Raw genomic sequence first — 25,660 nt, 5'->3', positions numbered from 1 at the left:
GACAGCGGCCAGGCAGACGGCGGCCAGGCAGATACGAGCCAGACAGACACGAGAAGGGCCCGACATGAACATGCAGGCAAGCGAGCAAAGTTACCACTATGGCGTCATGCGCCGCGCCATCGACCTGATTGATGCGGGTGGCGATAACCTGTCGCTGGAAGAGCTGGCGAAATGCATGGACATGAGCCCGGCACATTTCCAACGCCTGTTTTCCGCCTGGGTGGGGGTCTCCCCCAAGCGATATCAGCAATATCTGCGGCTTGGACACGCAAAAAACCTGCTGCGGGATCGGTTTTCCACGCTGGAAACCGCGCATGCGGTTGGTTTGTCCGGATCCGGCAGGCTGCATGATCTCTTTGTGCGCTGGGAAGCGATGAGCCCCGGCGAATATGCCCGCAAAGGCGCCGGGCTGGAAATTCTCTGGGGTTGGTTTGACAGTCCCTTTGGGCTGGCGCTGGTGATGGGCACGCAAAAAGGGATTTGTGGTTTGGGCTTTGCCGCTGAAACAGGGGCCGAGCCAACCCTGGCGGATATGCGCAGCCGCTGGCCGCAGGCCGATTTTGTTGAAGATCCCATGGCGCTGAAGCCGCTGGTGGATGCGGCCTTTGCGCAAAAAGGGGAAACTGCACTGCATCTGATTGGCGCACCGCTCCAGATCAAGGTCTGGGAGGCGCTGCTGTCAATTCCGGAAGGGCATGTGACCAGCTATTCGGAAATCGCCAAGTCGATTGGCTCCCCAAAGGCGGTCAGGGCTGTTGGCACCGCTGTTGGCCGCAATCCGGTCAGCTGGTTGATCCCCTGCCATCGTGCGCTCAAGAAATCGGGTGACCTGGGGGGGTATCATTGGGGGCAACCCGTGAAACGCGCCATGCTCGCTTATGAGGCTGCCCGCGCTGACAATCCACGGCCAGAAGCGGAAGAGGCATAGTCGACAGCTCAGTGTACACTGTTTTTATACATTGGTGGTTGTTTTTGCGCAGTATTCCGCCGAAATGGGCAGGCAAGAGGTTGAGCCGGATCTCATCAGCGTCGATATAGAGGGGACGCGGTGCAAGACTTGCACCGGCGAGCAGAGAAGAGGTGACCCAGTGACCGTTTTGAAAATCTCCAGCGCGGGCCTTTTGGCCGCGATCCTTGGGCTGACCGCCTGTACCGATACCGATGCCCTGCGTCAGCCAGGGGAAAAAGAGCGCAACGGCCTGATTGCCGGGGCAATTGTGGGGGCTGGGCTGGCTGGTCTTTCAAATTCCAGCAACAAGGGCGCGGCAGTTGTTGCCGGGGCCGCCGCCGGGGCCTTGTTGGGCGGTGTCATTGGCAACCAGTTGGATAAGCAAGAGGCTGAACTGCGCCAGAGCCTGTCCAACAATGGCATTACAATCGTCAATACCGGCGACCGGTTGATTCTGTCTCTGCCAAATGATTTGACCTTTGCAACCGATAGCGCGGCAATCTCTCCAGCGGTCAAAGCCGACCTGCGGCAAGTTTCGCAGAGCCTTGTGAGATATCCCAACAGCACCGTTCAGGTGATTGGCCATACCGATAGTGATGGTGATGCGGGCTACAACCAGACTCTGTCAGAGCAGCGGGCGAATACCGTTGCCGATCAGGTTCAGGCGGGCGGGGTGCCGTATAACCGGCTGCAGACCTATGGGCGCGGCGAATCCCAGCCTGTGGCAAGCAACCTGACCGCAGAGGGCAAGGCGCAGAACCGCCGGGTTGAGATCGTGATCGTTCCCACCGCCTGATGCGGCGATGCACGTGATTGCAAGAGCGTGAATAGCACCAATAAGGGGCCACATGTTGATGTGGCCTCTTTTCTTTTGGTTTTTCGGTGCGGCCTGAGCCTGCAATTGGGTGGTTGCCATGGCGGGGACCGGGCGTAAGGTTGCGCCATGACACATAGCAATGACACCGCCCCGCCTTCTGACGCCAAACTGTTCCGCAACACTGATGTGATGGATCCCGCCAGATCAGTGGCGCTGCAAGTCGCGCTTGGCGTGCCGCCAAGCATCGTCGCTGGCGCAGAGCTGCCGCCGTTTTTTCATCAGCTCTATTTCTGGACGCCGGTGCCGCCGGATCAGCTGGGCCGGGATGGTCACCCGGGGCTGAGCAAAGCCGGGTTGATCCCAGACCTGGGCCTGCCGCGACGCATGTGGGCCGGCGGTCGGTTGTTGTTTGAACAGCCGCTCAAGGCCGGGCAGGAGGCGGAGAAATGCTCAGTTGTGGAACGGTGCGAGACCAAGATGGGCCGAAGCGGGCCTTTGGGGTTTGTCACCCTGCGCCATGACATCCACCAGCAGGGACAGCGATGTCTGCGCGAGTGGCACGATCTTGTCTATCGCGAGGATCCTTCCCCCGAGGCGCCAAAACCTGTGCCGCCGCAGGCCCGCGAGGATGAAGAGGAGGCGCGACAGGTCCGTTTCGACTCGACCCTGCTGTTTCGCTATTCTGCGCTCACCTTCAATGGGCATCGCATTCACTATGATCTGGACTATGCCCGCGAGGTGGAGGGCTATACCGGCCTGGTGGTGCATGGCCCGCTTTTGGCGCAGCAGTTGATGCTGCTGGCGCAAGAGCTGATGGGACCGCTGGCCGAGTTTTCCTTTCGTGCCACCGCGCCTTTGATGCATTTTGAAGCGGCGATCCTGTGTTGTAGGGGGCGGGATCTCTGGGTGCGGGCGCCGGATGGGCGTCAATGTATGCAGGCCCAAGCCGTGCCCAGGCCATTTCCAGGGCGCTGACTGCAGCGATTGATTGAGTTTCAGACAAGGGGGAGCTCCCGCGCCTTTTTGATGACCAGCAGGGCTGGTCATCAAAAGAAGCCTTGGGCCCGGCGCCGCTGCGCGGCGCAACAGGGCTGCTGGGGAAGCGCTTGAGCGGCAGGTCTGCCTCTCAAGACGCGTGCTCCAGTTTACAGGGCCCTGTGCCGCCTCAAGGGTAAACCGCGCTGGCGCGCGGCGGCTGGCGCCGCCCTTGACCCGCCAAAGGGCAAGAGAACCGAGGGCGAGGGGGCTGGATTTAGCTCAAAGGTTGTCTTCAATCCGGAACCCCGGAGGAATGTGGTCTTTGCCCTCCAGCAGGAGGTCAGCCATGACCTGGGAGACCTTGGGGGCCATGCCAAACCCAATTTTGAAACCGCCATTGGCAATGTAATGCTCGGGGCGCCGGGGCCAGGCGCCGAGCATCGGCGCACGGCTTTTGGCACGGGGGCGGACCCCGGCCCAGCGTTCGATGACTTCGGCCTGTTGCAGCACCGGAACCGCTGCTGTGGCGCGGGCGATCACATCGTCGAGCTGGGCGTCTGTGCTGCTGGGGTGCGCAAAGGTGCGTTCGCTGGTGGAGCCGATGGCGACGGTGCCGTCGGCATGCGGAATAATATGCAGACCATCGGCATAGAGCTGTGGCACCTCGCCGGCGTCATGGCGCAGCAGCGCGGCCTGGCCTTTGACGCCGCTGCCCACCGGTTTGGCAAAGCTGTTGTTGAGCTCGAGCAGGCCGGCATAGCCCTTGGCGTGCAGTACCCGGCCGGCATCAGGGCCATCCTTGGTGAGGGTCACGCCTTTACTGGCGAGGGCGGCCGTCAGGGCGGCGCAGGCGCGGCGGGGGTGCATGCGGCCGCTCAGGGTATCGTGCACCAGCAGCCCGGTGGCGCTGGGCGGGCACCAGGCGCCGAGGTCAGAGGCCGGGAGGACCTGCCACAGCGCCTGGCCTTGCCAGAGGCTGCGGGCGGTGTCTTCGCGCTGGTAGGCCAGTTCGACGGCGCGGGCGTCCTGCAGGGGCTGCAGGCGACCGCTGCGGCCATAGCCGGGGGAGAGGCCCCCGGCGGCCTCGACTTCTGCCCAGAACGCTTGCGCCATCAGCAGGCTTTCGAGTTGGAACTGCTTTTTGGGATTCCAGTTTTCTGGCACATGGGGCGCCAATGCACCGACCAGACCGCCACTGGAGCCCGCCCCGGCGCCGTGAGGGTCGATCACCTGCACCCGGGCGCCGCGCTGGGCACAGGCCCAGGCGATGGACAGCCCAAAGATGCCTGCGCCCCGGACGGTGATATCTGCCATTGTCATTTGCCATGCCTTTCGCCAGTGTCGCGCCAGTTTTCAGGCTTCATGTAGGGGATATTGCCATGGCAGACCAGCAGGCACAGCTCAGCTGGCGCGAAGACCGCATTCCGGTCTCGGATCAGTTTGATGATCCCTATTTCTCGGTCCAGGATGGCCTGGCCGAGACCGGCCATGTTTTTCTGAGCGGCAATGATCTGCCTGCCCGGTTTGCGCCGGGGTTTCATGTGGCAGAGCTGGGGTTTGGCACCGGGCTGAATATGTTGGCCACCTGGCGCGCCTGGGAGGAAAGCGGGCAACAGACTGCGCTGCGCTTCACCAGTTTTGAGGCCTACCCGATGGCGCCTGCCGATATGAGAAAAGCTTTGGCGGCCTTCCCGGATATCCAGCCCTGGGCGGATCGGTTTCTTGCGCAGTGGCAGGGCAGCGGGGGCTGTGATTTGGGGACATTGCAGCTGGAGGTGGTCACAGGCGACGCGCGACTGTCGCTGCCAGAGTGGACAGGGAAGGCAGATGCCTGGTTTCTGGACGGGTTTTCTCCGGCGAAAAACCCCGAGCTGTGGCAGCAGGATCTGTTGCAGGCGGTTGCGGATCATACCAGGCCGGGTGGCACTGCGGCCACCTATACGGCTGCTGGATTTGTGCGGCGGGGGCTGGAGGCGGCGGGGTTTACCGTGACACGGGTGCCGGGATTTGGACGCAAACGACATATGACCAAGGCGGTCAGGGCAGAGGCGAATTTGGAATGAGCACGGCAGTGGCAGCTGATAAACCCCAAAGCAACAATGTGCCTATGGGCATTTTGCTGATGATTGGGGCGACTATTGTCTTTGCCCTGCAGGACGGGATTTCGCGCCATCTGGCGGGCACCTACAACACCTATATGGTGGTGATGGTGCGCTACTGGTTCTTTGCCGCTTTTGTGGTGTTCCTGGCGCTGCGGACACCGGGTGGTATCAGGGGCGTGGCGCGCACCAGTCAGTTGGGATTGCAGATCTTTCGCGGCGTCCTGCTGGTCGGGGAGATCTGCGTTGCGGTCTACGGCTTTACCCTGTTGGGACTGGTCGAGAGCCAGGCGGTGTTTATCTGTTATCCGCTGCTGGTTGCTGCGCTGAGCGGCCCGGTGCTGGGGGAAAGCGTTGGCTGGCGGCGCTGGGCGGCGATTGGCGTGGGGCTTATCGGGGTGTTGATCATTTTGCAGCCCGGCGCCGGGGTGTTTGACCCTGCTGCCTTGATCCCCTTTGCCTCGGCGCTGATGTTTGCGGTCTATGGTCTTGTCACCCGCTATGCGGCGCGGCGCGACAGCACTGCCACCAGCTTTTTCTGGACCGGTATCGCGGGCATGGTGTTTATGACTTTGATCGGCATTTGGTTCTGGGAACCTATGAGCCAGGGGGATTGGCTGTGGATGGCATTGCTTTGTGTCTCTGGTGTCACCGGGCATTGGTTGCTGATCAAATGTTACGAGATGGCCGAAGCCAGCGCGGTGCAGCCCTTTGCCTATTTCCACCTGGTCTGGGCGGCAATCCTGGGAGTCAGCATCTTTGGCGAAGTGATCCGCCTGAACGTGGCAAGCGGCGCGGCTATCATCATCGCAGCCGGGCTATTCACTCTTTGGCGCGAAAGCCGCAAGACTCGCGCCTGACAGTTCTTTCGAAAACGGGACAGGCAGGGGCGTCTTGCCCAGCCGGGCGCGATAGACAGGCAGGCTTTCGGTGACCCGCATCACGTAGTTGCGGGTCTCGTTAAAGGGAATATGTTCAATCCAGTCGATGATGTCCGGGTTGCCGCTGCGGGGATCGCCATAGCGTTGCATCCAGGCGGTTGGCCGACGTGGGCCGGCATTATACCCGGCCGCCATCATCACCACATTGCCGTTGAACTCAGCCGCCAGCCCGGCCAGGTACTGGCTGCCCAATTCCGCGTTGTAGTCCCATTCTGCCGTCAGGCGGGCGGTTTCATGTTTGGCCAGGATATCCAGTTCTGTGGCCACCAGTTTGGCAGTGGCCGGCATGAGCTGCATCAGACCGCGCGCGCCGGCGTGGCTGATCACCAAAGGGTCAAATTCGCTTTCGCGCCGGGCAATCGCCAGCGTCATCTCAGAGGCCATTGGCAGTTTTTGCAGGGCGACAGGGTGCAGGGGGTAATAGGCTCCCTGCAGTTCTACACCAGCCTGGGCGGCGCGTTTGGCAATCATCACCGCCAGATGCGGCTCTTTCATGTCAACAGCCATCTGCCCTATCTGCTGCGCCTCAAGCGGTGACAGGCTCTCAACCTGGTGGGTGAAGAACCGCTCTGCCAGGGTAAGATCGCCTGCCTGCAACAGCAGCAAGGCGGCCTCAATCACCGATGAGTCAAGAAAGGCAGCATTGCGCCAGGATGGCAGCTGTGGCGGTGTGGCAAGCGCAGGATCAAACGTTCGTCCCAGGGTTTCTGCTGCCAAAAGTCCATAAAAGGATGTCTGATACGCGGCGCCTTTGGCATAGGCCGCATGCGCCTTGTCCACCTCCCCAAGGGCGGCATGGGCCCGGCCCAGCCAATAGCCGCCACGTCCCACCGAAATTGGCGTCTCGACAGATGCTAGAAACCGTTCAAAATGATACACGGCCAGTTCTGCATCCTTGAGTTTACGCAGCGCGATATAGCCCGCGAGCCATTCGCAATCAGAATAGCCGTAGCCAACCTCTGGCGTGGCAAAATGATGCGCTGCCAGCTGATAGGCGCGTTCATGCTTGCCATCTCGCATCAACTGACGCGCCAGATCCCTGCGGCGGCGCAGCCATTTTTCTGGCTGTCCCAGGGCCTTGGCGCTGGTGCTGCGGTCTATCATCAGGGCAACGGCGTCGTCCTGGCGGTTTTTGCGGTCGCGCCAGACAAAACGATCATAGGCGAGGCCCGGATCATCCTGCAGCGCTGCCGGAATGGCCTCGATTTTTGTATCCACCCCATTGGCTTGCTTTTGTAGCGCAAGACGCGCCTCTGCCAGGGCGCGCTCGGCCTCGCCAACCAGCGGCAGCATCCGCGTCGCGCTCACATCGTGCCTCTCCCACAGCAGTTGGCGCAACCGGGTGGCATGATGCGGTTTCAAAAGCGTGGCATGGTCCGCAAGATAGGCCTCTTGGGTCTCTGCGCTCATTGGCATGTTTTGCCAGGCCCGGATCAGTTCTGCCTGGCCACGGGTTTGATCCCCCTTGGCAAAAAGCGCACGTGCCAGGCTGGCCGCCCCTTCCGGGGTCTGGGGCGGCTGATCGGCAAAAAAGGCGCGCACGCGCTGGTGCGATTTTTCGATGATCAGCTCTTCATTGCGACGCCGCAGATAGGGCAGGCCGGGCCAGTCCGGTCGCCGCGCCAAAAAGCTCTCCACATCCTCTGCCGTGCCTTCTTTGGCCCGCAACCGGTGCCATTCAACAATGTCGCGTGACACCGATCCCTTGGCTCCGGCGGTTTGCAGAGCTTGCGACCAGTTCTCGGAGCGTGCGAAGTCCAGAGCCTGGGCCAGTTGTTGCGGCTGGGCTGTGGCGACGGATCCAAGCATCAGGATCAGCGATATCAGGAGCAAAATGCGTGTCATGGCTTGCTTTTATAGTGGATCCGGGGATAGAGCCATTGACGATAATCCGAGAATGGCCGGTATCAACACAAAATCTGGTCATGTCCACAATGAAGGCGGGCCTCCGCCTGTCACGACCATCAGCTAAGGGAGCGCACCCATGTTTAAAGGCTCTATGCCAGCCCTCGTCACCCCGTTTCAAAACGGCGCGTTGGATCTGGATGCGCTTAAACGCTTGGTCGATTGGCACATTGCCGAAGGTTCAAGCGGTTTGGTGCCGGTTGGCACCACCGGCGAAAGCCCTACCCTCACCCACGAGGAACACGAAGCGGTGATTGCCGAGGTGGTCAAAGCCGCAGCGGGGCGTGTGCCGGTGATTGCCGGTGCCGGGTCCAATAACACGGTCGAGACGATTCGTTTTGTCGAGTTTGCCCAGAAGGTCGGCGCCGATGCCGCTTTGGTGGTGACCCCCTACTACAACAAACCGACACAGCGCGGTTTGCTGGCGCATTTCCAGGCGGCCCATGACTGCGCCGATGTGCCGATCATCATTTATAATATTCCCGGTCGCTCGATCGTCGACATGACGCCTGCCACCATGGCAGAACTGGCCAAACTTCCGCGCATCATTGGCGTCAAGGATGCCACCGGCGATATCGCCCGTGTCAGCCAGCAGCGTGCCAGCTGTGGTACCGATTTTGTGCAGCTCTCCGGTGAAGACGCCACCGCTCTGGGCTTTAACGCCCACGGTGGTGTTGGCTGCATCTCGGTGACGGCAAATATTGCGCCAAAACTCTGCGCTGAATTCCAGGCGGCAACTCTTGCGGGCGACTACGCCAAAGCGCTGGCGTATCAGGACAAACTGATGCCCCTGCACGAGGCGATCTTTATCGAGCCAGGTCTGGTCGGCGCCAAATACGGGCTCAGCAAGCTGGGCCTGTGTTCTGACGAGGTCCGCTCTCCGCTGACGGGCCTGGAGGACAGCACCAAGGCTGCCATTGACGCTGCCATGGCGCATGCGGGTCTTCTGTAGAAATACCTTTGTTGAACTGATCTTGACAAAGCCCTGCAGCAGATGCGGGGCTTTTTCTTTTCGCCTTCACCTTTCCCAAAAATATTCCGGGTCAAACCTGCCGCCATGTGCTTGGACCCGTTTTGTTAGACCAATGCCATCTCCAGATGCCGGGTCTTGTCTGGGTTGCGGGTCACATAGATGCGCGTGATCCGGCCGTCCTGGATTTCAATCGCCGCCGTTTCAAGCACTCCGTCCTCTGCCCGGGACAACACGGCTGGCAATCTGTTGAGCCGACAAAGCCGCCAGTTGGCCGGCAGTCTGCGCCCGGCTTTGCGCGCCACCCCGTCCAGCAGCCGCGCCACCCGGTCCACCCCGTAGATCGGATTGAGCGCGGCGGTAGCCTTGCCTCCGCCATCCGAGATCAGCACGACGTCCTGAGCGAGAAGTTGGCTTAATGCAGCGGTGTCGCCCGTCTTGGAGGCCCGAAAAAAGGCCTCGGCAAGCACCATGCCGTGTTGGCTTGGTTCTGGTGCCTTTGGCGATAGCTGCTGTACTTTACGCCGCGCCCGCGCGGCCAGTTGGCGGCAGGCCTCGGGAGAGCGATTCAATGTTGCGGCTATATCGGCATAGGCGCCATCAAAGATATCATGCAGCAAAAACGCTGCGCGCTCCAGCGGTGACAGCCGTTCCAGCGCCAGCAGCAGGGCCACGGTGACATCCTGATCCAGCAGCGCGGTTGGGTCCTCGGTCAGCACCGGTTCGGGCAACCATTCCCCGGGATAGGTTTCGCGCCGCACACGTGCGGATTTGATCTGATCCAGACACAGCCGGGTGGTGATCCGTATCAGGTAGCCAGCGGGCGCTTGTACCAGTGAGCGGTCGGCTCTCTGCCAGCGCAGATAGGCCTCTTGCAGGATGTCTTCAGCATCGCTGACACTGCCCAGCATCCGATAGGCGGCCGCAAACAAGCGCGGCCGCATCTGTAGAAACACCTCTGTTTCTGGATCAGTTGCCTGATGTGTCACGCGGTAGCTGCCTCCTGATCGACAGGATGTGGCATGGCAAAACCAATGGCAAGCCGGTTCCAGGCATTGATCGTGGTGATCAACAATGTCACGGCCACTTGTTCGCGGCGATCAAACTGCGCGGCCAGGGCCGCATAGGCGCTGTCTGGGGCGCCGCGGGTTGCCACTTCGGTCAGGCATTCGGTCCAGCCCAGGGCGGCGCGCTCGCGGGGGGTGAACAGCGAGGACTCCTGCCAGGCGTGCAGCAGATGCATTCGGGTGTCGCTTTCTCCGTTGGCGCGGGCGTCATGCGTGTGCATGTGGATGCAAAAGGCGCAGTGGTTGATCTGCGAGGCGCGCAGTTTCACCAGCTCAATCAGGCTATGTTCCAACCCGCTGCCGACAATTGTTTCCTCCATCGCGAGCATGGATTTCATCAGGTCGGGGGCGGCGGCGAACTGGTCGATACGGGCTGTCATGGGTGTCTCCTGTTTTGACGGCATGCAAACAGGACGAGGCAGCACTGGGGGCTGTGACACGGGCAGACTAAAAAAGCGCCCCGGATGAGCGCTTTTTATGTGGCGGCGGTTTTTTGCGGCTCAGCGCTTGCCGTAGTACAGTCCCACCACATGTTCCGCCTGGGCAAAGAACAGCCAGCGTGAGACGGCAATCCCAGCCATATGTGACAGCACAGCAAAGGCGGCCAGCAGATGTTTGACCAGGCTGGAGTCCACTGGCAGCACCAGGAACAGAACAGGCAGGGCAAAGCCCAGGATCAACGCTATGGCCCGCAGCTTTTGCGCGTGTCTGCGCCCCACCACATGCACAAATTCCCGCAACAGGTAGTTGCTGCCGGTATGGGGTGGCTCAAAGGCGCGCACAGTGGCCCCCTCGGCGCCCAGACCGGTGGCACTGGCCATGGTGGTGCCGGAGGCGGCAAAGGCCTTGTCGCCCTGCCACCAGTAGGCCAGCTGTACCGCTGCGGCCGCCAGCAAGAGCCAGGTGGCGAGGCTCTCTTGCCCGGCCAGCAGGGCACCTCCGGCTAGGGAAAAGCTGAGGAACATCACCGGAGTCAGCGGCATGTTCCAACGTGGAATGGTCTTGAGCTGGGTGTAGATCATTGAGGTGGTAAAGACCGTGCCGAGGCTGAGCCCCGCGCCGATCATGCCCAGAACAGGCCAGAGGTTTTCAAAAAAGACAGCACCAATGGCATAGAGCCCCATCACCAGCAGCGCCGCCACGGCGCATATGCCTTCGCGGCTGAGCCAGCTTGTGCGCCATTGGCTAAAGGCCTTGAGCGCGCGTTCCGGGTGGCCAAGGTGGAAGGTCGAGGCCAGCAAGCCGCCAACTGCCAGCCCGTAGGCAATGGCGTAGAAGACAAAGGCCACCCAGCCAGTGACGCCTGGATAGCCGAGGCCGAGAAAGGCCAGCAGTCCAAAGCCAAGCCCAGAGAGGGTGGTAAAGAGAATGACGGATGGTGCTGGATGCATCAGGCGATCCCTCCTGAAGACTGGTCTGGAGACTGGCCAGAAGACTGACTGGATGATTCACCGGGCAGTTTGTCGAGGGCCTTGTCGAGCCAGCCAAGGAAGCCGCCGGGGGTTTCAGTGACTGGCGCCAGCAGCGGTGCCAGAATATCTATCTGCTCTTCCAGTTTGTCTTTGGGGCGCGGCGGCAGGTATTTGTTTACCGGCTTGGTGCCCATCTCGGGCATCAGATCCATGCCGCCGCGCTCAACCACCAACTGGCTGACCGCGCTGTCTGGGTCACCAAGATCCCCAAAGTGGCGTGCCCCGGCAGGGCAGGTGCGCACACAGGAGGGGACACGGTCCACTTCCGGCAGGTTTTCATTGTAAATCCGATCGACGCAAAGGGTGCATTTCTTCATCACACCTTCGGCCAGATCCAGCTCGCGGGCGCCATAGGGGCAGGACCAGGCGCAAAGCCCACAGCCGATGCAGTCACTTTCATTGACCAGTACAATGCCGTCCTCAACCCGTTTGTAGCTGGCGCCGGTGGGGCAGACGGTGACGCAGGGGGCGTCTTCGCAGTGCAGGCAGGATTTGGGGAAATGGATCAGCTGCGCTGCCGGGGCGGGCTGCGCCGCTGTGGCAGCGGGCTGCACCTCGAAACTGTGAACCCGGTTGAGGAAGGTGCCGACAGGTGCGGCGCCATAGGCATCCTGATCTGACAGCGGCGCGCCATAGTTTTCGGTGTTCCAGCCTTTACAGGAGATCACACAGGCATGGCAGCCAACGCAGGTATCCAGGTCGATGACCAGGCCCATCTTGCGGCTGGTCGTGGTCGGGAGTTCAGTCATCAGAACAGGCCTCCGGTTTTGGGCTGGGACGGACCGGGGCGCTGCCCCGGACCCCGGGATATTTGGGGCCAAATGAAGCGGCGGGGAGCCAGAGAAAGAGCTTGGTCATTTTCCCACCTTCCAGGCCAGATTTTTGGGGCCGGTGCCGACAGGAGACTTGATCGACGCCAGTGTCGGCTGGCTTTCGGTGAAATCCTGTGGCGCGCCGGCTTTTTCGATTTTCACCTTGAGGTCGAACCAAGCGGCCTGACCGGTAATAGGGTCGCTGTTGGCCCAGCGCAGCCCGTCGCCTTTGGCGGGCATGAGCTCGTGGATCAGATGATTTAGCAGGAAACCCTTGGTCGCCTCGGGGGCGTCTTCCTGCAGACCCCAGGTGCCTTTGCGTTTGCCGATGGCGTTCCAGGTCCAGACCGTGTTGTCATTGAGCGCGGCCATTTCCATCACCGGCACAGTGATTTCACCATGGGGAGAGGAGATGCGGGCCCAGTCGCCATCCGCCAAATCGTGCTGCCGCATCAGTTTTGTCGGCATATAGAGCGGGTTGTGTCCATGCAGCTGGCGGAGCCAGGCGTTTTGACTGCCCCAGGAGTGGTACATCGCCATGGGGCGTTGGGTCAGAGCGTTGACGGTGAAACCCTCGTTGCCCTGCTGGTCGGTCTGATACCAGATCGGCAGCGGGTCCATGGTGTCTTTGATGCGCTGACGCAGGTGTTCCGGGGGCTGGCGTTCACCGTGGCCTTCGGCGGCCAGCTGGAATTTGCGCATCGGCTCCACATAGAGTTGAAACAGATAGGGCTGCGGGCTGTCATAGAGGCCCATTCCCACCGCCCAGTCCTGATAGGCCATGTTCCAGGGCTTGAAGTAGCTGGCCTCGGTGGGGATATGTTCGACAAAGAAGCCGCCGTTTTTGATATATTTGTCCAGCTGCTGCGGGTTTGGCGCACCGCGTCCGGATTTGTCGCCATCGGGGCCTCGAAAACCTGCCAGCGGGCCGATGCCGGGTTTACGCTCGTGGTTGATGATATAGTCGGCGTAGTCCTGCCATTTGGCGCTGCCGTCCTCATGGGTAAAGCCGGGCAGTTTCATTTTGTTGGCCAATTGCACCAAAACGGTCTGAAACCCCCGTACATCCCGGTCGGGTTCGATCACTGGCCAGCGGATCGCGTCGGCGGCGCCGTCGGCTTCGCAGATCGGGCGGTCCAGCATGGAAATACAGTCATAGCGTTCAAGATAGGTGGTATCGGGCAGGATCAGATCGGCATAGGCCACCATTTCCGAAGAATAGGCATCGGAATAGATAATGCGGGGGATCTTGTAGTCGCCGTCGGCGTCCTTGTCTGTCAGCATCTCGATCACGCCGCCAGTGTTCATCGAGGAGTTCCACGACATATTGGCCATATACATGAACAATGTGTCGATCTTGTAGGGGTCGCCTGCATGGGCGTTGGAGATCACCATATGCATCAGCCCGTGGCTGGACATCGGGTTTTCCCAGGTGAAGGCCTTATCGATGCGCGCCGGGCTGCCATCACTTTTCAGCGCCAGATGCTCGGGGCCATGCACAAAGCCCAGGTGCGGGCCATCCAGCGGTTTGTTGGGGGTGACACGACAATGGGGGGCTGGGTGGGCCTCTACCGGTTTGGGATAGCGCGGTTTGAAGCGGAAACCACCGGGGGCCTCGACCGTGCCAAGCAGGATCTGCAAGACATGCAGGGCGCGGCAGGTCTGAAAGCCGTTGGCATGGGCTGAGACACCGCGCATGGCGTGCATGGCCACGGGGCGGCCGATCATTTTGTCGTGTTTTTCGCCGCGAAAATCTGTCCATTCCTGGTCCAGTTCAAAGGCTTCGTCAAAGGCGACGCGGGCCAGTTCGGCGGCGATGGCACGGATGCGTTTGGCCGGGATGCCGCAGCGCTCGGCCACGGCTTCGGGGGCGTATTTGTCTTTCAGGTAACGCTGGGCCATCAGTTGGAAGACCGAGACATGGGTGACATCACCCATCTTGAAACTGCCGCCCAGGTCGGGGCGCACGCCGTGCATGTCAAAAGGGGCCAGTTTGCCGGACTTGCGGTTGATCACCAGCGGGGTGCCGTGGTCGTCGCGCAGGAACAGGCCCTTGTCTGGTGAATTGGGGTCCTGGTTCACCAGCACCGGCGCATTGGTGTAGCGGCTGAGGTAATCGAGATCGATCTTGCCGGCCTTCATCAGCTCATGCACCAGCGCCAGAATGAACAGCCCGTCGGTGCCGGGGGTGATGCCAACCCAGTCATCTGCGATGGCGTTATAGCCTGAGCGGATTGGATTGACGCCGATCACCCGCGCGCCGCGGGCCTTGATCTTGCCGAGGCCCATTTTGATCGGGTTGCTGTCGTGATCTTCTGCCACGCCAAACAGCATGAACAATTTGGTGTGGTCCCAGTCGGGCTGGCCGAACTCCCAAAAGGCGCCGCCCATGGTATAGATGCCGGCCGTCGCCATATTGACCGAGCAAAAGCCGCCATGCGCCGCGTAGTTGCAGGTGCCAAAGTTCTGCGCCCAGAAGCCGGTGAAAGACTGCGACTGATCCCGGCCAGTAAAAAAGGCCAGCTTGGAGGGATCATCTTGGCGGATTGGTTCCAGCCAGCCAGCGGCGATTTCCAGCGCCTCGTCCCAGGAGATTTCCTCAAACTCGCCAGACCCACGGGGGCCAACGCGTTTCAGCGGCGCCTTGAGCCGTGAAGGCGCATTGACCTGCATGATGCCGGCAGAGCCCTTGGCGCAGAGCACGCCCTTGTTGACCGGGTGATCGCGGTTGCCTTCGATATAGGCGACCTCTTTCTTGCCGTCCTCATTGGTCTTCATATGTACGTTGATGCCACAGCGGCATGCACACATGTAGCAGGTGGTCTGGCGGATCTCGTCTGATACCTTGGGGGATGTCTCCACCCGGGGTTGCTGGAACGTCATCTGGCCTCCCTTATCTTTGTCTGTTCAAACCGGAATTCAGGTCAGGACCGTGATCCCTGCCAGGATGAGCCCGGCAATGAACGCTGTTTCTAGGATGATTAAGGCGATGGCCGCGCCTCCAACGGCCAGTACCTGTTTTAGATTGGTCTTCATGCCCACAGCAGCAATGGCGGTGAGCAGCAGCCAGCGTGACCACTGGCTGAGAAAATCGCTGACAATAGCTGGGATCAGCCCAAAGGAATTGAGCCCGGCGAGCAATAGAAAAGCAACCACAAAGCCAGGCAACAGCGGCGGACGGGGGCCATCTTTGGGCAGCTCGGCAAAGGAGCGGATCATCAGCGAGGCCATCAATACAATCGGGGCCAGCATGGCGACGCGCATCAGCTTTACCAGAGTGGCTGTATCGCCGGTCTGCTCCGAGATCGAAAAGCCCGCGCCGACCACCTGAGCGACATCATGAATGGTCCCGCCCAGAAACACGCCGGCCTGGACCGGGTTCAACGCGAGGAAATTCACCAAGACAGGATAGGCGATCATGGCAATGGTCGACAGCACGGTGACGCCCATCACGGTAAAGATCAGTCGCTCCTCGGAACGCTCGTCGCGGGGCAGGATCGCACTGATCGCCATGGCGGCGGAGGCGCCACAGATCGCCACGGACCCGGCGGTGAGCAGGGCAAAGCGCCAGCCATGGCCAAAGAACCGTGCCACCAGCAGGCCAAAACCAATGGTGGCAATCACACCGCCCACAACCAGCGCGATGAGATCCCACCCCAGGGCCATCATCAACCCCATCGAGACCCGCACGCCCAACAAGGCAATGCCCAGACGCAGCAGCGACCGCGCCGAAAAGGCGACGCCGGGAACTGTTTTGCCTTCTTCGCCCAGGAAGCTCACGGCGATGCCTAAAAGCAATGCCAGCAGCATCGCCGGGGTGGCGTAATGGTCTGCCAGAAACTGCGCGGTGACGGCGACAATCAGCGCCACCGCAACGCCAGGAAACAGCTTTTTGCTGCTGGCGCGCAGGGTCTGGACCTTCTGCCTTGTCCGGCTGGGCAGGATCGCGCTGGTCACAGCAGAGCTTTCAGAACGGGGGGGCGCAGGCCTGGGCTATATGACCTTCGCAACGGATACCCGGCAGTGAGAGACAGCTTCTTTTGCCTGCCGAAAGGGGCACAGGTGTTGTGACGTTTTGAAAAGAAAAGGGACTGTGCTGTCACGCTCATGTGGCCGCTCCGATCAGGGTGTCGGCATCCAGGGCGATCTGGCGTTCTTCCTCTGTCGGAACGATCCAGGCCGTGGGCGTTGCTGTGGATGTGGTCAGGCAGGGGGCGTTTTGGGCGTTTTTCTCTGGGTCGATGCTGCAGCCAAGCCAGGCAAAGCCATCAAGGATACGGGCGCGAATATTGCGGGCGTTCTCGCCAATGCCGCCGGTAAAGGCGATGGCATCGCAGCCCCCCATGGCGCCGATCAGACTGTGCCCGTGGCGAATGGCCCAGTAGCAGAAATGTTCAATTGCAAACTGCGCCTCAGGCGTGCCCGCCTGTTCCAGCGCCCGCATGTCGGACAAGCCGCCAGACAGACCTGCAAGACCGGACTGGGTGTTCAACATCTCCTTGGTCTCGCGCAGGCCAATTTCTTCTGCCAGCCTGAGTGTGGCATTGGGGTCCAGGGTGCCGACACGGGTGCCCATGGTCAGCCCTTCCAGCGGGGAATACCCCATGGTTGTGCCCACGGACTGGCCGTTCTTGATGGCGCAGATAGAGGCGCCGTTGCCGAGGTGGAGCGCCAGCAGCCTGGCGGGAAGCGGCGCGGCCGAAATCTCTGGCAACCGGCGGCAGACTGAGGCGTAGGACAGCCCGTGAAACCCGTAGCGGCGCAGACCCAGAGCCTCAGCCTGAGGCGGCAGGGCGTAGCGGCTGGCGACTTCGGGGGTGGTGGCGTGAAAGGCGGTGTCAAAACTGGCGTATTGCGGCAGATCCGGTGCCAGGTGGTCCAGGGCATCAATCGCCAACAGCGCGTGCGGGTTGTGCAGCGGTGCCAGCGGCACACATGCCTGGATCGCGGCGCGCACGGTTGGGGTGATACGCGTGGGCATGGTAAGGCTCGTGCCACCATGGACCACCCGATGCGCCACCGCGCGCAGGCTGTCCGGGCCCGTGCCTCGCTGGGTGAGCCGGTCCAGAACCGCCATGAGGGCCTGCCTGTGATCAGGCAGAGCCAGCACTTCCTTGTGTGCGCCGATGCGCAGGATTCCACTGCCGCCAATGCCATCGGCGACACCGCTTATCCGTTCGTGCAGCTGGGCGTCAAAGACCGCGAATTTTACAGATGAAGACCCGGTATTCAGCACCAGGATATCTGTAGGATCGCTCATAGCACCACCTTCAGGATGTTGAGAACGGAAAACAGGGTCAGCAGAATGACGATCACCCGGCGAAACTGCGCCTGTGAGGCAGAGGAAAACCGCAGTCCCCCGGCCCAGATGCCAAGCCCCAGAATGGGAAAGGCCAGCAGCACACCAATGAGGGTCTCGCCGCCAGTCAGACCATTGGCATGCATCACCGGCAGGGCCATCAGGTCAATGCCAGTGAGAAAGACAATCATGGTGGCGCGAAACACCGCCGGGGCCAGCGGTTGCGCGGTCAGGAAGGCCGCCGCAGGCAGGCCACCAACACCGGCGCTATTGACCATGCCGGACAAAAAACCAACCGAGAGATTGCCACCAAAGCCAATCTGGCGACGCAGCTGCCAGCCGCTCAGCAGGATCAGGCTCAGCATCAAAATAACGGCTGAGATAGCCAGTCGCGCCTGATTTTCACCGAGATGGGCCATGACGGTCACGGATGGAATGGTGGCGATGGCAGCCCCAATCAGCAAGGGACGCACACGGGACCAGTCCACATGGGCGCGAATGCCCCGGGCCTGAAACAGGGTCATGGTAATTTCACAGGCAAAAATCACCGGGATCAGTGGCAGCGGATTGGTGGTCAGGGCGGCCAGAATAATAAAGATCGCGGAAAACCCAAAGCCAGAGTAGCCGCGGATATAGGCCGCTGCAAATAATGCAGCGGCCAGATATGCCCCTTGGCCTGCCGTCAGATCAAAGGGCAGCTCCATCCGGATCAGACCTGCTGTTCGCGCATGTCTGCGGCGTCGATACCTGCAACCTCGACAGGCTTTTTCATCGCGTCGCGGCGGAAGGGTTCACCCAGTTCCTGGTTGATCATCGCCTCGATAAGGGTGGTGATACCGTTTTTCTGGTCTTCGACGGCTTGCGATAGGGCGGCTGTCAGCTCATCCATGGTGCGGGCAATGACGCCTTTCAGGCCACAGGCTGTGGCGATACCTGCGTAAGAGACCTGCTGGTCCAGCTCGGTGCCGACAAAGTTGTCGTCGAACCACAGGGTCGAGTTGCGCTTTTCCGCGCCCCACTGGTAGTTGCGGAACACCACCTGCGTCACGGCGGGCCACTCGCTGCGGCCAATGGCGGTGAGCTCGGTCACGGCAATGCCAAAGGCGCCATCACCGGAAAAGCCGACAACCGGTACATCAGGGCAGCCGATCTTGGCACCAACAACCGCTGGCAGGCCATACCCACAGGGGCCAAACAGGCCGGGCGCCAGATATTTGCGGCTGGCATCAAAGGAGGGGTAGGCGTTGCCGATGGCGCAGTTGTTGCCAATATCAGACGAGATGATCGCCTCTTTTGGCAGCGCAGACTGGATTGCACGCCAGGCCATGCGTGGGCTCATCCATTCTGGTTTATCGGCGCGGGCGCGTTCGTTCCAGGTGGTGCCGGGATCGTCGTCCTCGTGATCCATCGAGCTGAGCTGCTGCGCCCAGGTGGATTTTGCGGTGGAGATCAAGGTCATGCGATCATCACGACCGTCGTCACCAGCGGTGTCAGACAGCTTTTCGAGGATCGAGGTGGCAACCTTTTTGGCGTCGCCCACGATGCCAACTGTGACCTTTTTGGTCAGGCCGATGCGGTCGGGGTTGATGTCGACCTGGATGATCTTCGCCTCGGTAGGCCAGTAGTCGATGCCATAACCGGGCAGGGTCGAGAACGGGTTCAGGCGCGAGCCAAGGGCCAGCACAACATCCGCCTTGGCGATGAGCTCCATGCCGGCCTTGGAGCCGTTATAGCCCAGCGGTCCGGCAAACAGCGGGTGCGAACCGGGGAAGGCGTCATTGTGCTGATAGCCAACACAGACAGGGGCGCCCAGACGCTCAGCCAGCTCTTTAGAGGCGTCAATGCCTCCGGCCAGAACCACGCCGGCACCGTTCAGAATAACGGGGAACTTGGCACTGGACAGCAGGTTGGCGGCTTCTTGCAGCGAGGCTTCACCGCCGCCGGGGCGTTCAAATTCTACAATTTGGGGCAGCTCAATGTCGACGATCTGGGTCCACATGTCGCGCGGGATGTTCAGCTGTGCCGGGGCCGAGCATCGCTTGGCCTGCATGATCACCCGGCTGAGAACTTCGGCCACGCGGGAGGGATCACGGACCTCTTCCTGGTAGCAGACGCAGTCGGAAAACATGCGCATCTGCTCCATCTCCTGGAAACCGCCCTGACCGATGGTCTTGTTGGCGGCCTGCGGTGTGACCAGCAGCAGCGGCGTGTGGTTCCAGTAAGCGGTTTTGACGGCGGTGACAAAATTGGTAATGCCGGGGCCGTTCTGGGCGATCATCATCGACATTTTGCCAGTCGCGCGGGTGTAGCCATCTGCCATCATGCCGCCAGAACCCTCATGGGCGCAGTCCCAAAAGGTGATGCCTGCTTTGGGGAAGATATCGGAAATCGGCATCATCGCCGAGCCAATAATCCCAAATGCATGCTGGATGCCGTGCATTTGCAAGGTTTTTACAAAGGCTTCCTCGGTGGTCATTTTCATGGCGGGTGCTCCTAAGTGAGACGCATAGAGCCCCGGTCAGTTACCGGGGATTACCACCGGTTTAGGCAGACTATGCCCGCGCAGTTAGGGCCAGTTCCAAACGCGGATAGAGCCAAAACCAGAAGCCTCCCCAGCAAAGTGGAATTCTTTCAATTGCTTCAAAGGGTCACGCGGGAACCCATGGCTTTGATTGTAAAATTAATGAGATGAAAAATCTCATTAATCGCTGTCTCTGCTGGTCTGGATCAGGCCCCCGGCCAGGGCTGGCTACCCCGATCCCGCTTGTTTCAGCGCCTGGGCCAAAAGGGCCAAGCCGGGAGCGATGCGGTTGGCTGAAATTGAGGAATACCCAAGCCGAAAGTAGTTGTGCTGGCGATTCTGCGCCGAAAAGAACGGGGCACCGGGCTCAACAATGACGCTGTCAGGTTTCAACTGCTCAGCAATCTGAGCCATGTCGATGCCATCGGGCGCCTGCATCCACAAGGATGAGCCCCCATAGACGCCCTCGCCCGACACTGTCAGCCCATGTTCGGTGATGGCTTCTTCGATCACCTGGCGGCGATCCTGCAGAACCTTTGCGGTGCGCCGGATCTGGGCATCATAGTGCCCCAGAGACAGGAAATAGGCGACCGTGCGTTGCACATGGCCCGGGGGGTGGCGCAGGACATTGGCGCGCAGGGCGCGGGCCTGGCGAATAAAGGGCTCGGAACCGACGATGTAGCCCAGTCGCAATCCGGGGAACAGGGATTTGGAGAAACTGCCGACATAGATCACCCGGCCATCGGAATCGAGCGACTTCAGGGCCGGAGAGGGCGCCCCCATAAAGGACATCTCAAATTCATAGTCATCTTCGACAATGACCGCATCAATGTCATGGGCGCGGCGCAGCAATTCACGGCGCCGGGCCATGGGCATGGTTGCCGTGGTTGGGCTTTGATGACTTGGGGTGCAAAAGATCACATCCGTATCTTCAGATATTTCCTGTGGTGGCAGACCGTCTTGATCCACAGGGATGCAATCGACCTGACAGCCCACATGATGCAACTGGTCGCGCAGGGTATAGTAGGTCGGATCTTCGATGGTGGCCTTGCTTTTGCGGTTCAACAAAAGCTGGCCGGCCAGCCAGAGGGCGTTTTGAGCGCCAAGGGTGATCAGGATCTGTTCGGGCCGTGCAATGACGCCACGACGGGGCAGGGTATGGCGGGCGATGTATTCGATCAACAGGGGGTCGTCCTGGTCGAAATAGTCGTCTGTCAGCGCCGCAAAGTCTTTTTGGCCCAGGGCGCGCAGCGAGCAAAGCCGCCAGTTGGCATGGTCAAACAGCGAGGGATCGGCCTGACCATAGATAAAGGGGTAGCGATAACTGCGCCAGTCGCGGGCTTTGCGCGGGGTGTCACCGCCGGTGAATTTGCGCACCAGAACATGGTCCCAGTCCACCGCTTCACTGGATTGCACAGGTGGGGTGTAGCTGGGCGGGACAGGCGCGTTTTCCGACACAAAATACCCGGACCGCCCGCGCGAAGTCAGGTAATCATTTGCCAACAGCTCGGTATAGGCCAGCGTGACGGTGATGCGGCTAATGCCCAGATGCAGCGCCAGTTTTCGCGAGGACGGCAGTTTTTCACCTACGCGAAAACGCCCCGAGAGAATGCCCTCGGCGATCATTTCCTGGATCTGCGCCTGCAGGGTGCCCTGGGCGTCTGAATTCAGGAAAAATGTGTCAACGGATATAGCCATGAGGGGCACCTTAGGGTGGACATAACGCAGGCGCAATCTGGACTTACTGCCAGGAAGACGATTCATGGGTTGCTTTTGGAAATTAAAACCATAAAACTAGTTGTATCGAATCAAAGGAGGTTCAACATGTTGTGGGAAGAAGCAGCGCAGGGATTTGCTGCAATGGGCTCTGAATCGCGTCTTCAGGTGCTGCGCAGCCTTATCCGGGCAGGCCGCGAGGGCCTGACAGTTGGTGAAATTCAGGAGCGAACGGGCATTGCCCCCTCGACCCTGGCGCATCATTTGAAATTTCTGACCGGCGCTGGCCTCGTTGATCAGGCGCGGGCCGGCCGAAGCACCCTGAACCGGGCAAATTTTGAACAATTGGAAAAACTGGCGGGCTTTATCCTGAGCGAGTGCTGCGCTGATCTTCTCCAGAACAAGGCGGCAAATGATGGCTGATCTTTCGCAAAACTCTTCCAAACCAGCCACCAAGCCAGTTGGACTATCGCTTGAATGGCTGAAAACGCCCTGGACTCTGAGTGTTCTTATCCTGGTTGCCGTGGCGGTTCTGGATCCGGGTAATTTTCAGGCTGTGATTGGCTTTGCTGCTGCGGCTTTGGCGCATACCGGGCGATACATCCTGTTTGCGGTTCTGCTTTTGGCCTATCTCAAGGCCACCGGGGCCGAGGCGATGGTGGCGCGCGCCTTTGTTGGGCGTGAGGTGCGGATGATCTTTCTGGCGGCGGTCTTTGGCGGCTTGGCGCCGTTCTGCTCATGTGAGGTGATCCCCTTTATTGCGGGGCTTCTGGCGCTGGGCGCGCCGCTTTCTGCGGTGATGGCCTTCTGGCTGGCCTCGCCCCTGATCGACCCACCAACCCTGCTGATTACCGCAGGCGCGCTGGGCTGGGACTTTGCCATTGGCAAAGCCGTGATTGCTGTGGCCCTGGGGCTGTTTGGCGGCTTCTTTGTCAAAGCTCTGATGGGACAGGGGGCCTTTGCCGATCCGTTGAAACAGGCACCGAGCTGTTCCAGCTGCTGTTCTTCTGCTCCAAAGCTGGATGACACGCCACACTGGAAATTCTGGCAAGATGCGGCACGTCGCCTGAAATTCCGCGCCGAGTTTGTCAGCAATGGTTTGTTCCTGCTGAAGTGGCTGGCGCTGGCCTATGTGCTGGAGGCAATTCTGGTGCATTACGTTCCCGCTGATCTGATCGCAGGTCTGGTTGGTGGCGACGGCGTGGTGCCGATTATCCTCGCGGCACTGGTGGGGATGCCGGCCTATCTCAACTCCTATGTGGCGCCGCCCCTGTTGGCAGGGCTGATGGGGCAGGGCATGAGCGCCGGTGCCGCGATGTCCTTTATGGTGGCCGGGGCTGTGAGCTCGATCCCGGCGATGGCGGCGGTCTGGTCCCTGGTCAAACCAAAGGTCTTTGCCACCTATCTGGGGCTTGGTGTCAGTGGCGCCATTGTCGCGGGGATCCTGTTCCAGCTGATCTGATCGGCAAGGGCTTCGGGTGGGGCTCCCGCCCGGTGTTGTCATTCAAAGAATGCCTGCCTCCCGTTGGGCCCAGCGCCGCGCTGATGCGCGGCGCTGTGGCGTTTGGGACATAGCTTTCGCAGGGGAGAACAGCTGGATAAAGTGGCTGAGGTGGCCCCCTTGATCCGCCGCGCCGATCAATACCGGGTCATAAGATGGTTCAGATGGGCCTGAATGGTTGGCCATTCCGGTGCGATGATCGAATAGACTGCCGTGTCGCGGAGACTGCCGTTACCCATCCGCATATGGGCCCGTAAGATACCATCGAGTTTCGCCCCGAGACGTTCAATTGCACGGCGGCTTTGGTGGTTGATCACATGGGTTCGGAACTCCACCGCGATGGCATCAAGATCCTCAAAGGCGTGGCGCAGCATCAGCAGTTTGCATTCGGTGTTCAACCCCGAGCGCTGTACCGATTTGCGATACCAGGTGGAGCCGATTTCAAGCCGCTGATTGATCTGGTCGATATTCATATAGGTGGTCATGCCGACAGCCCGGCCGGAGGCATCCAGGATGGCAAAGGCCACCATGCTGCCGGCCTGTTGCAGCGCCAATCGCCGGTCAATTTCGGCGGGGACATCCGCCGGAGCCGGTATCATTGTGTACCAAAGCGCAGAAAGGTTACCATCGGCGCTGGCCTCAGCCAGATCATCGGCATGGGATTGGCAGAGCGGCGCAAGCGTGACCTGCTGGCCGGAGAGAGTGACAGGTTTGGCCCACATGGTTTGGCTCCTGGATTGTAGTAGGGTTTGGACCAGACTGTCGGCAGCGTGGACAGTTTGAAAGGTCCACTTTTGTTCAAAATGGGCAATCCAAAAGGTTCGACTCAAAGGGGCAGACTGCTACCTGCCGATGCCTTTTCTGGCCGCTGGGCGCCTCATCCTGATCCTAACATGGGGCTGTTTGGCGTCTTTTCAAAATACGTATGCATGGGACTGACATGAAAAACGCCCCGGAAAACCGGAGCGTTTCAATAGTAAATGGGGACTGGGCGTTTTAGCCAAAGACCTTGGTCAGGGCCTTGTCGACCGCGTCGGTGATGGCGTCGACGTCTTCTGCCGTCACAATCAGCGCCGGGCTGAAGCACAGCGTGTTGTTCTTGCCAGGAATAGACCGGTTGGTGACACCAATCAGAACGCCCTGGGCGCCACAATCCGCCACGACCTGCTGGGCGAGCTTCTCGTCCACAGGCTCCTTGGTTTCGCGATCAGTGACCAGTTCGGCCCCAAGGAACAGACCCTTGCCGCGTACATCGCCAATCACGGGGTGCTTTTCTTTCAGCGCCAGCAGATTGTTCATCATCCGCTCGCCCATGGCGGTGCAGTTGTCCAAGAGGCCCTCTTCTTCGATGATGCGCATGTTTTCCAGCGCCGCCGCAGGGCCGGCGGTGCAGCCACCAAAGGTGGAGATGTCGCGGAAATAGTTCAGCGGATCCGAAGCGTCATCCTTGAACATGTCAAAGACCTCTTCGGTGGTGACCAGCACCGCGATCGCCGCATAGCCGGAGGCCACGCCTTTGGCCATGGTCACGAAGTCGGGTTTGATGCCGTAGTGCTGATAGCCAAACCAGGTGCCGGTGCGGCCCACGCCACAGACAACTTCGTCGATGTGCAGCAGAATGTCATGTTGGGTGCAGATTTCCTGTACCCGTTCCCAATAGCCTTCGGGGGCTTCAATCACGCCGCCACCCGCGGTCACTGGCTCAAGGCACAGGGCGCCGACGGTTTCGGGACCTTCGCGCAGGATCACCTCTTCGATGGCATTGGCGGCTGCAATGCCGAACTCACGCCCCGACAGATGCTCAAGACCCAGCTCGTGCTTGCGGTATTCCATGCAGTGGGGCACGCGGATAAAGTCAGGCGCAAAGGGGCCGTATTGCGCGTTGCGCTCATCCTGGCCACCGGCGGACATCGCTGCCAGGGTGGAGCCGTGGTAATCACGGTCGCGGTACAGGATCTTGGTTTTCTTGCCGCCGTATTTTTTATGGGCGATCTGGCGCACCATCTTAAAGGCTTTCTCGTTCGCCTCTGAGCCGGAGTTATTGTAGTAGACGCGGCTCATGCCCGGCATCTTTTCGATCAGTTTCTCGGCAAAAAGCGCACCGGGGATCGAGCCCGCTGACTGGGCAAAATAGCACAGTTTCATCATCTGGTTATAGACAGCTTTGCAGATTTCCTCGCGACCGTAGCCGACGTTGACGGTCCAGACACCGCCGGAGACCGCATCCAGGAACTCTTTGCCGTTCTGGTCCCAGACCCGCATGCCTTTGCCTTCGACGATGATCCTGGGATCATTCTCTTCAAAGGGCTTATGCTGAATCAGGTGGTGCCAGACATGGGCCTTGTCAGCCGCAACTACCCGGCTGAGATCGTTTTCGTTGAACGTGCCGTCCATGACATGTCCTTCCATAAAAGTAAGAGTGGGGGTGTCTGCCAGCTGCCTGTCAGCCGGAGTCGTTCTTTTGTGACGAAACGCCAAAACTGCCGGATACTCTAGGGCCAGATGGTGGGGTGTTCTGCGTCCAGTTTTGAGACGGGCCTGGCAGTTCGCGGCACACTCATTTTTTAACCAGTTGGTAAAAAAGAGAATTCCCCTGATGTGTGGAGGTGGTGT

At 60.3% G+C, this 25,660-nt stretch carries 22 protein-coding genes; 8 read left to right on the top strand and 14 right to left on the bottom strand.

Annotated elements, in window-relative coordinates:
- Window positions 1–64: 64 nt before the first annotated feature.
- The 3 genes from ARCT_RS0120670 (at window position 65) to ARCT_RS0120660 (ending at window position 2,741) form a co-directional block, all read left to right on the top strand.
- Window positions 65–928, top strand: a complete 864-nt coding sequence (locus tag ARCT_RS0120670; RefSeq protein ID WP_027241778.1) for a methylated-DNA--[protein]-cysteine S-methyltransferase — start codon at window positions 65–67, stop codon at window positions 926–928.
- Window positions 929–1,088: 160 nt separating this feature from the next.
- Window positions 1,089–1,745 carry an OmpA family protein gene (locus ARCT_RS0120665; RefSeq protein WP_027241777.1) on the top strand — a complete coding sequence of 219 codons (657 nt, stop codon included), beginning with the start codon at window positions 1,089–1,091 and terminating at the stop codon, window positions 1,743–1,745.
- Between the two features lie 147 nt (window positions 1,746–1,892).
- Entirely contained in the window at window positions 1,893–2,741 is an 849-nt protein-coding gene (locus ARCT_RS0120660) for an acyl dehydratase (protein WP_051360917.1), read from the top strand.
- A 282-nt stretch (window positions 2,742–3,023) separates the two neighbouring features.
- Here ARCT_RS0120660 and ARCT_RS0120655 read toward each other — a convergent pair whose 3' ends face one another.
- Window positions 3,024–4,064 (bottom strand): NAD(P)/FAD-dependent oxidoreductase, encoded by a 1,041-nt coding sequence (locus ARCT_RS0120655; protein ID WP_027241775.1) that lies wholly within the window; start codon window positions 4,062–4,064, stop codon window positions 3,024–3,026.
- 59 nt (window positions 4,065–4,123) lie between these two features.
- Here ARCT_RS0120655 and mnmD point away from each other — a divergent pair, with 59 nt between their 5' ends.
- Both mnmD and ARCT_RS0120645 read left to right on the top strand, forming a co-directional pair.
- Window positions 4,124–4,807, top strand: coding sequence for a tRNA (5-methylaminomethyl-2-thiouridine)(34)-methyltransferase MnmD (gene mnmD / locus ARCT_RS0120650; RefSeq protein ID WP_027241774.1), 684 nt, complete (start codon window positions 4,124–4,126; stop codon window positions 4,805–4,807).
- On the top strand, window positions 4,804–5,703 hold the full coding sequence (locus ARCT_RS0120645) for a DMT family transporter (protein ID WP_027241773.1): 900 nt from the start codon (window positions 4,804–4,806) through the stop codon (window positions 5,701–5,703). Before mnmD ends, ARCT_RS0120645 begins: the two co-directional genes overlap by 4 nt.
- Here the strand turns inward: ARCT_RS0120645 and ARCT_RS0120640 are convergent.
- Window positions 5,662–7,629, bottom strand: a complete 1,968-nt coding sequence (locus ARCT_RS0120640) for a lytic transglycosylase domain-containing protein (RefSeq protein ID WP_027241772.1) — start codon at window positions 7,627–7,629, stop codon at window positions 5,662–5,664. The two genes, ARCT_RS0120645 and ARCT_RS0120640, sit on opposite strands and share 42 nt — an antisense overlap.
- A gap of 139 nt (window positions 7,630–7,768) precedes the next feature.
- On the opposite strand from ARCT_RS0120640, the gene dapA reads away from it, so the two are divergent.
- Window positions 7,769–8,641, top strand: coding sequence for a 4-hydroxy-tetrahydrodipicolinate synthase (dapA, locus tag ARCT_RS0120635; protein WP_027241771.1), 873 nt, complete (start codon window positions 7,769–7,771; stop codon window positions 8,639–8,641).
- Window positions 8,642–8,766: 125 nt separating this feature from the next.
- Here the strand turns inward: dapA and ARCT_RS0120630 are convergent, their stop codons facing one another.
- The 10 genes from ARCT_RS0120630 to pdxR all read right to left on the bottom strand — a co-directional run bounded on the left by ARCT_RS0120630 (window position 8,767) and on the right by pdxR (window position 21,528).
- Window positions 8,767–9,648, bottom strand: a complete 882-nt coding sequence (locus ARCT_RS0120630; protein ID WP_027241770.1) for a sigma-70 family RNA polymerase sigma factor — start codon at window positions 9,646–9,648, stop codon at window positions 8,767–8,769.
- Window positions 9,645–10,106, bottom strand: a complete 462-nt coding sequence (locus tag ARCT_RS0120625; RefSeq protein ID WP_027241769.1) for a carboxymuconolactone decarboxylase family protein — start codon at window positions 10,104–10,106, stop codon at window positions 9,645–9,647. The genes ARCT_RS0120630 and ARCT_RS0120625 overlap by 4 nt, the downstream gene beginning before the upstream one ends.
- 120 nt (window positions 10,107–10,226) lie before the next feature.
- On the bottom strand, window positions 10,227–11,117 hold the full coding sequence (locus ARCT_RS0120620; RefSeq protein ID WP_027241768.1) for a dimethyl sulfoxide reductase anchor subunit family protein: 891 nt from the start codon (window positions 11,115–11,117) through the stop codon (window positions 10,227–10,229).
- Window positions 11,117–11,947 carry a 4Fe-4S dicluster domain-containing protein gene (locus ARCT_RS0120615; protein ID WP_027241767.1) on the bottom strand — a complete coding sequence of 277 codons (831 nt, stop codon included), beginning with the start codon at window positions 11,945–11,947 and terminating at the stop codon, window positions 11,117–11,119. The genes ARCT_RS0120620 and ARCT_RS0120615 overlap by 1 nt, the downstream gene beginning before the upstream one ends.
- Before the next feature lie 105 nt (window positions 11,948–12,052).
- Window positions 12,053–14,893 carry a molybdopterin oxidoreductase family protein gene (locus ARCT_RS0120605; RefSeq protein WP_027241766.1) on the bottom strand — a complete coding sequence of 947 codons (2,841 nt, stop codon included), beginning with the start codon at window positions 14,891–14,893 and terminating at the stop codon, window positions 12,053–12,055.
- 36 nt (window positions 14,894–14,929) lie between these two features.
- Window positions 14,930–15,952, bottom strand: coding sequence for a YeiH family protein (locus ARCT_RS0120600; protein ID WP_027241765.1), 1,023 nt, complete (start codon window positions 15,950–15,952; stop codon window positions 14,930–14,932).
- A gap of 163 nt (window positions 15,953–16,115) precedes the next feature.
- Complete coding sequence (locus ARCT_RS0120595) at window positions 16,116–17,270, bottom strand: acetate/propionate family kinase (protein WP_027241764.1); 1,155 nt, start codon at window positions 17,268–17,270, stop codon at window positions 16,116–16,118.
- Window positions 17,267–18,013 carry a TSUP family transporter gene (locus tag ARCT_RS0120590; RefSeq protein WP_027241763.1) on the bottom strand — a complete coding sequence of 249 codons (747 nt, stop codon included), beginning with the start codon at window positions 18,011–18,013 and terminating at the stop codon, window positions 17,267–17,269. Before ARCT_RS0120590 ends, ARCT_RS0120595 begins: the two co-directional genes overlap by 4 nt.
- 5 nt (window positions 18,014–18,018) lie before the next feature.
- The gene (gene xsc, locus ARCT_RS0120585) at window positions 18,019–19,791 is read right to left on the bottom strand and encodes a sulfoacetaldehyde acetyltransferase (RefSeq protein WP_027241762.1); all 1,773 of its coding nucleotides are present in this window, start codon (window positions 19,789–19,791) and stop codon (window positions 18,019–18,021) included.
- 267 nt (window positions 19,792–20,058) lie between these two features.
- On the bottom strand, window positions 20,059–21,528 hold the full coding sequence (gene pdxR, locus ARCT_RS0120580; RefSeq protein WP_027241761.1) for a MocR-like pyridoxine biosynthesis transcription factor PdxR: 1,470 nt from the start codon (window positions 21,526–21,528) through the stop codon (window positions 20,059–20,061).
- A gap of 126 nt (window positions 21,529–21,654) precedes the next feature.
- Here pdxR and ARCT_RS0120575 point away from each other — a divergent pair, with 126 nt between their 5' ends.
- Together ARCT_RS0120575 and ARCT_RS0120570 are read left to right on the top strand one after the other, a co-directional pair.
- Window positions 21,655–21,969: an ArsR/SmtB family transcription factor gene (locus ARCT_RS0120575; RefSeq protein WP_027241760.1), complete on the top strand. Its 315-nt coding sequence runs from the start codon at window positions 21,655–21,657 to the stop codon at window positions 21,967–21,969.
- Entirely contained in the window at window positions 21,962–23,008 is a 1,047-nt protein-coding gene (locus ARCT_RS0120570; protein WP_027241759.1) for a permease, read from the top strand. The genes ARCT_RS0120575 and ARCT_RS0120570 overlap by 8 nt, the downstream gene beginning before the upstream one ends.
- A gap of 176 nt (window positions 23,009–23,184) precedes the next feature.
- Here ARCT_RS0120570 and ARCT_RS0120565 read toward each other — a convergent pair whose 3' ends face one another.
- Together ARCT_RS0120565 and ARCT_RS0120560 are read right to left on the bottom strand one after the other, a co-directional pair.
- Entirely contained in the window at window positions 23,185–23,769 is a 585-nt protein-coding gene (locus tag ARCT_RS0120565; protein ID WP_027241758.1) for a GNAT family N-acetyltransferase, read from the bottom strand.
- Window positions 23,770–24,043: 274 nt separating this feature from the next.
- Complete coding sequence (locus ARCT_RS0120560; protein ID WP_027241757.1) at window positions 24,044–25,441, bottom strand: aminotransferase family protein; 1,398 nt, start codon at window positions 25,439–25,441, stop codon at window positions 24,044–24,046.
- Window positions 25,442–25,660: the final 219 nt, after the last annotated feature.

Source organism: Pseudophaeobacter arcticus DSM 23566 (genome assembly GCF_000473205.1).
GTDB lineage: Bacteria > Pseudomonadota > Alphaproteobacteria > Rhodobacterales > Rhodobacteraceae > Pseudophaeobacter > Pseudophaeobacter arcticus.
The sequence above is the reverse complement of the archived record's forward strand: the minus strand, read 5'-3'. Positions and strand labels throughout refer to the sequence as shown.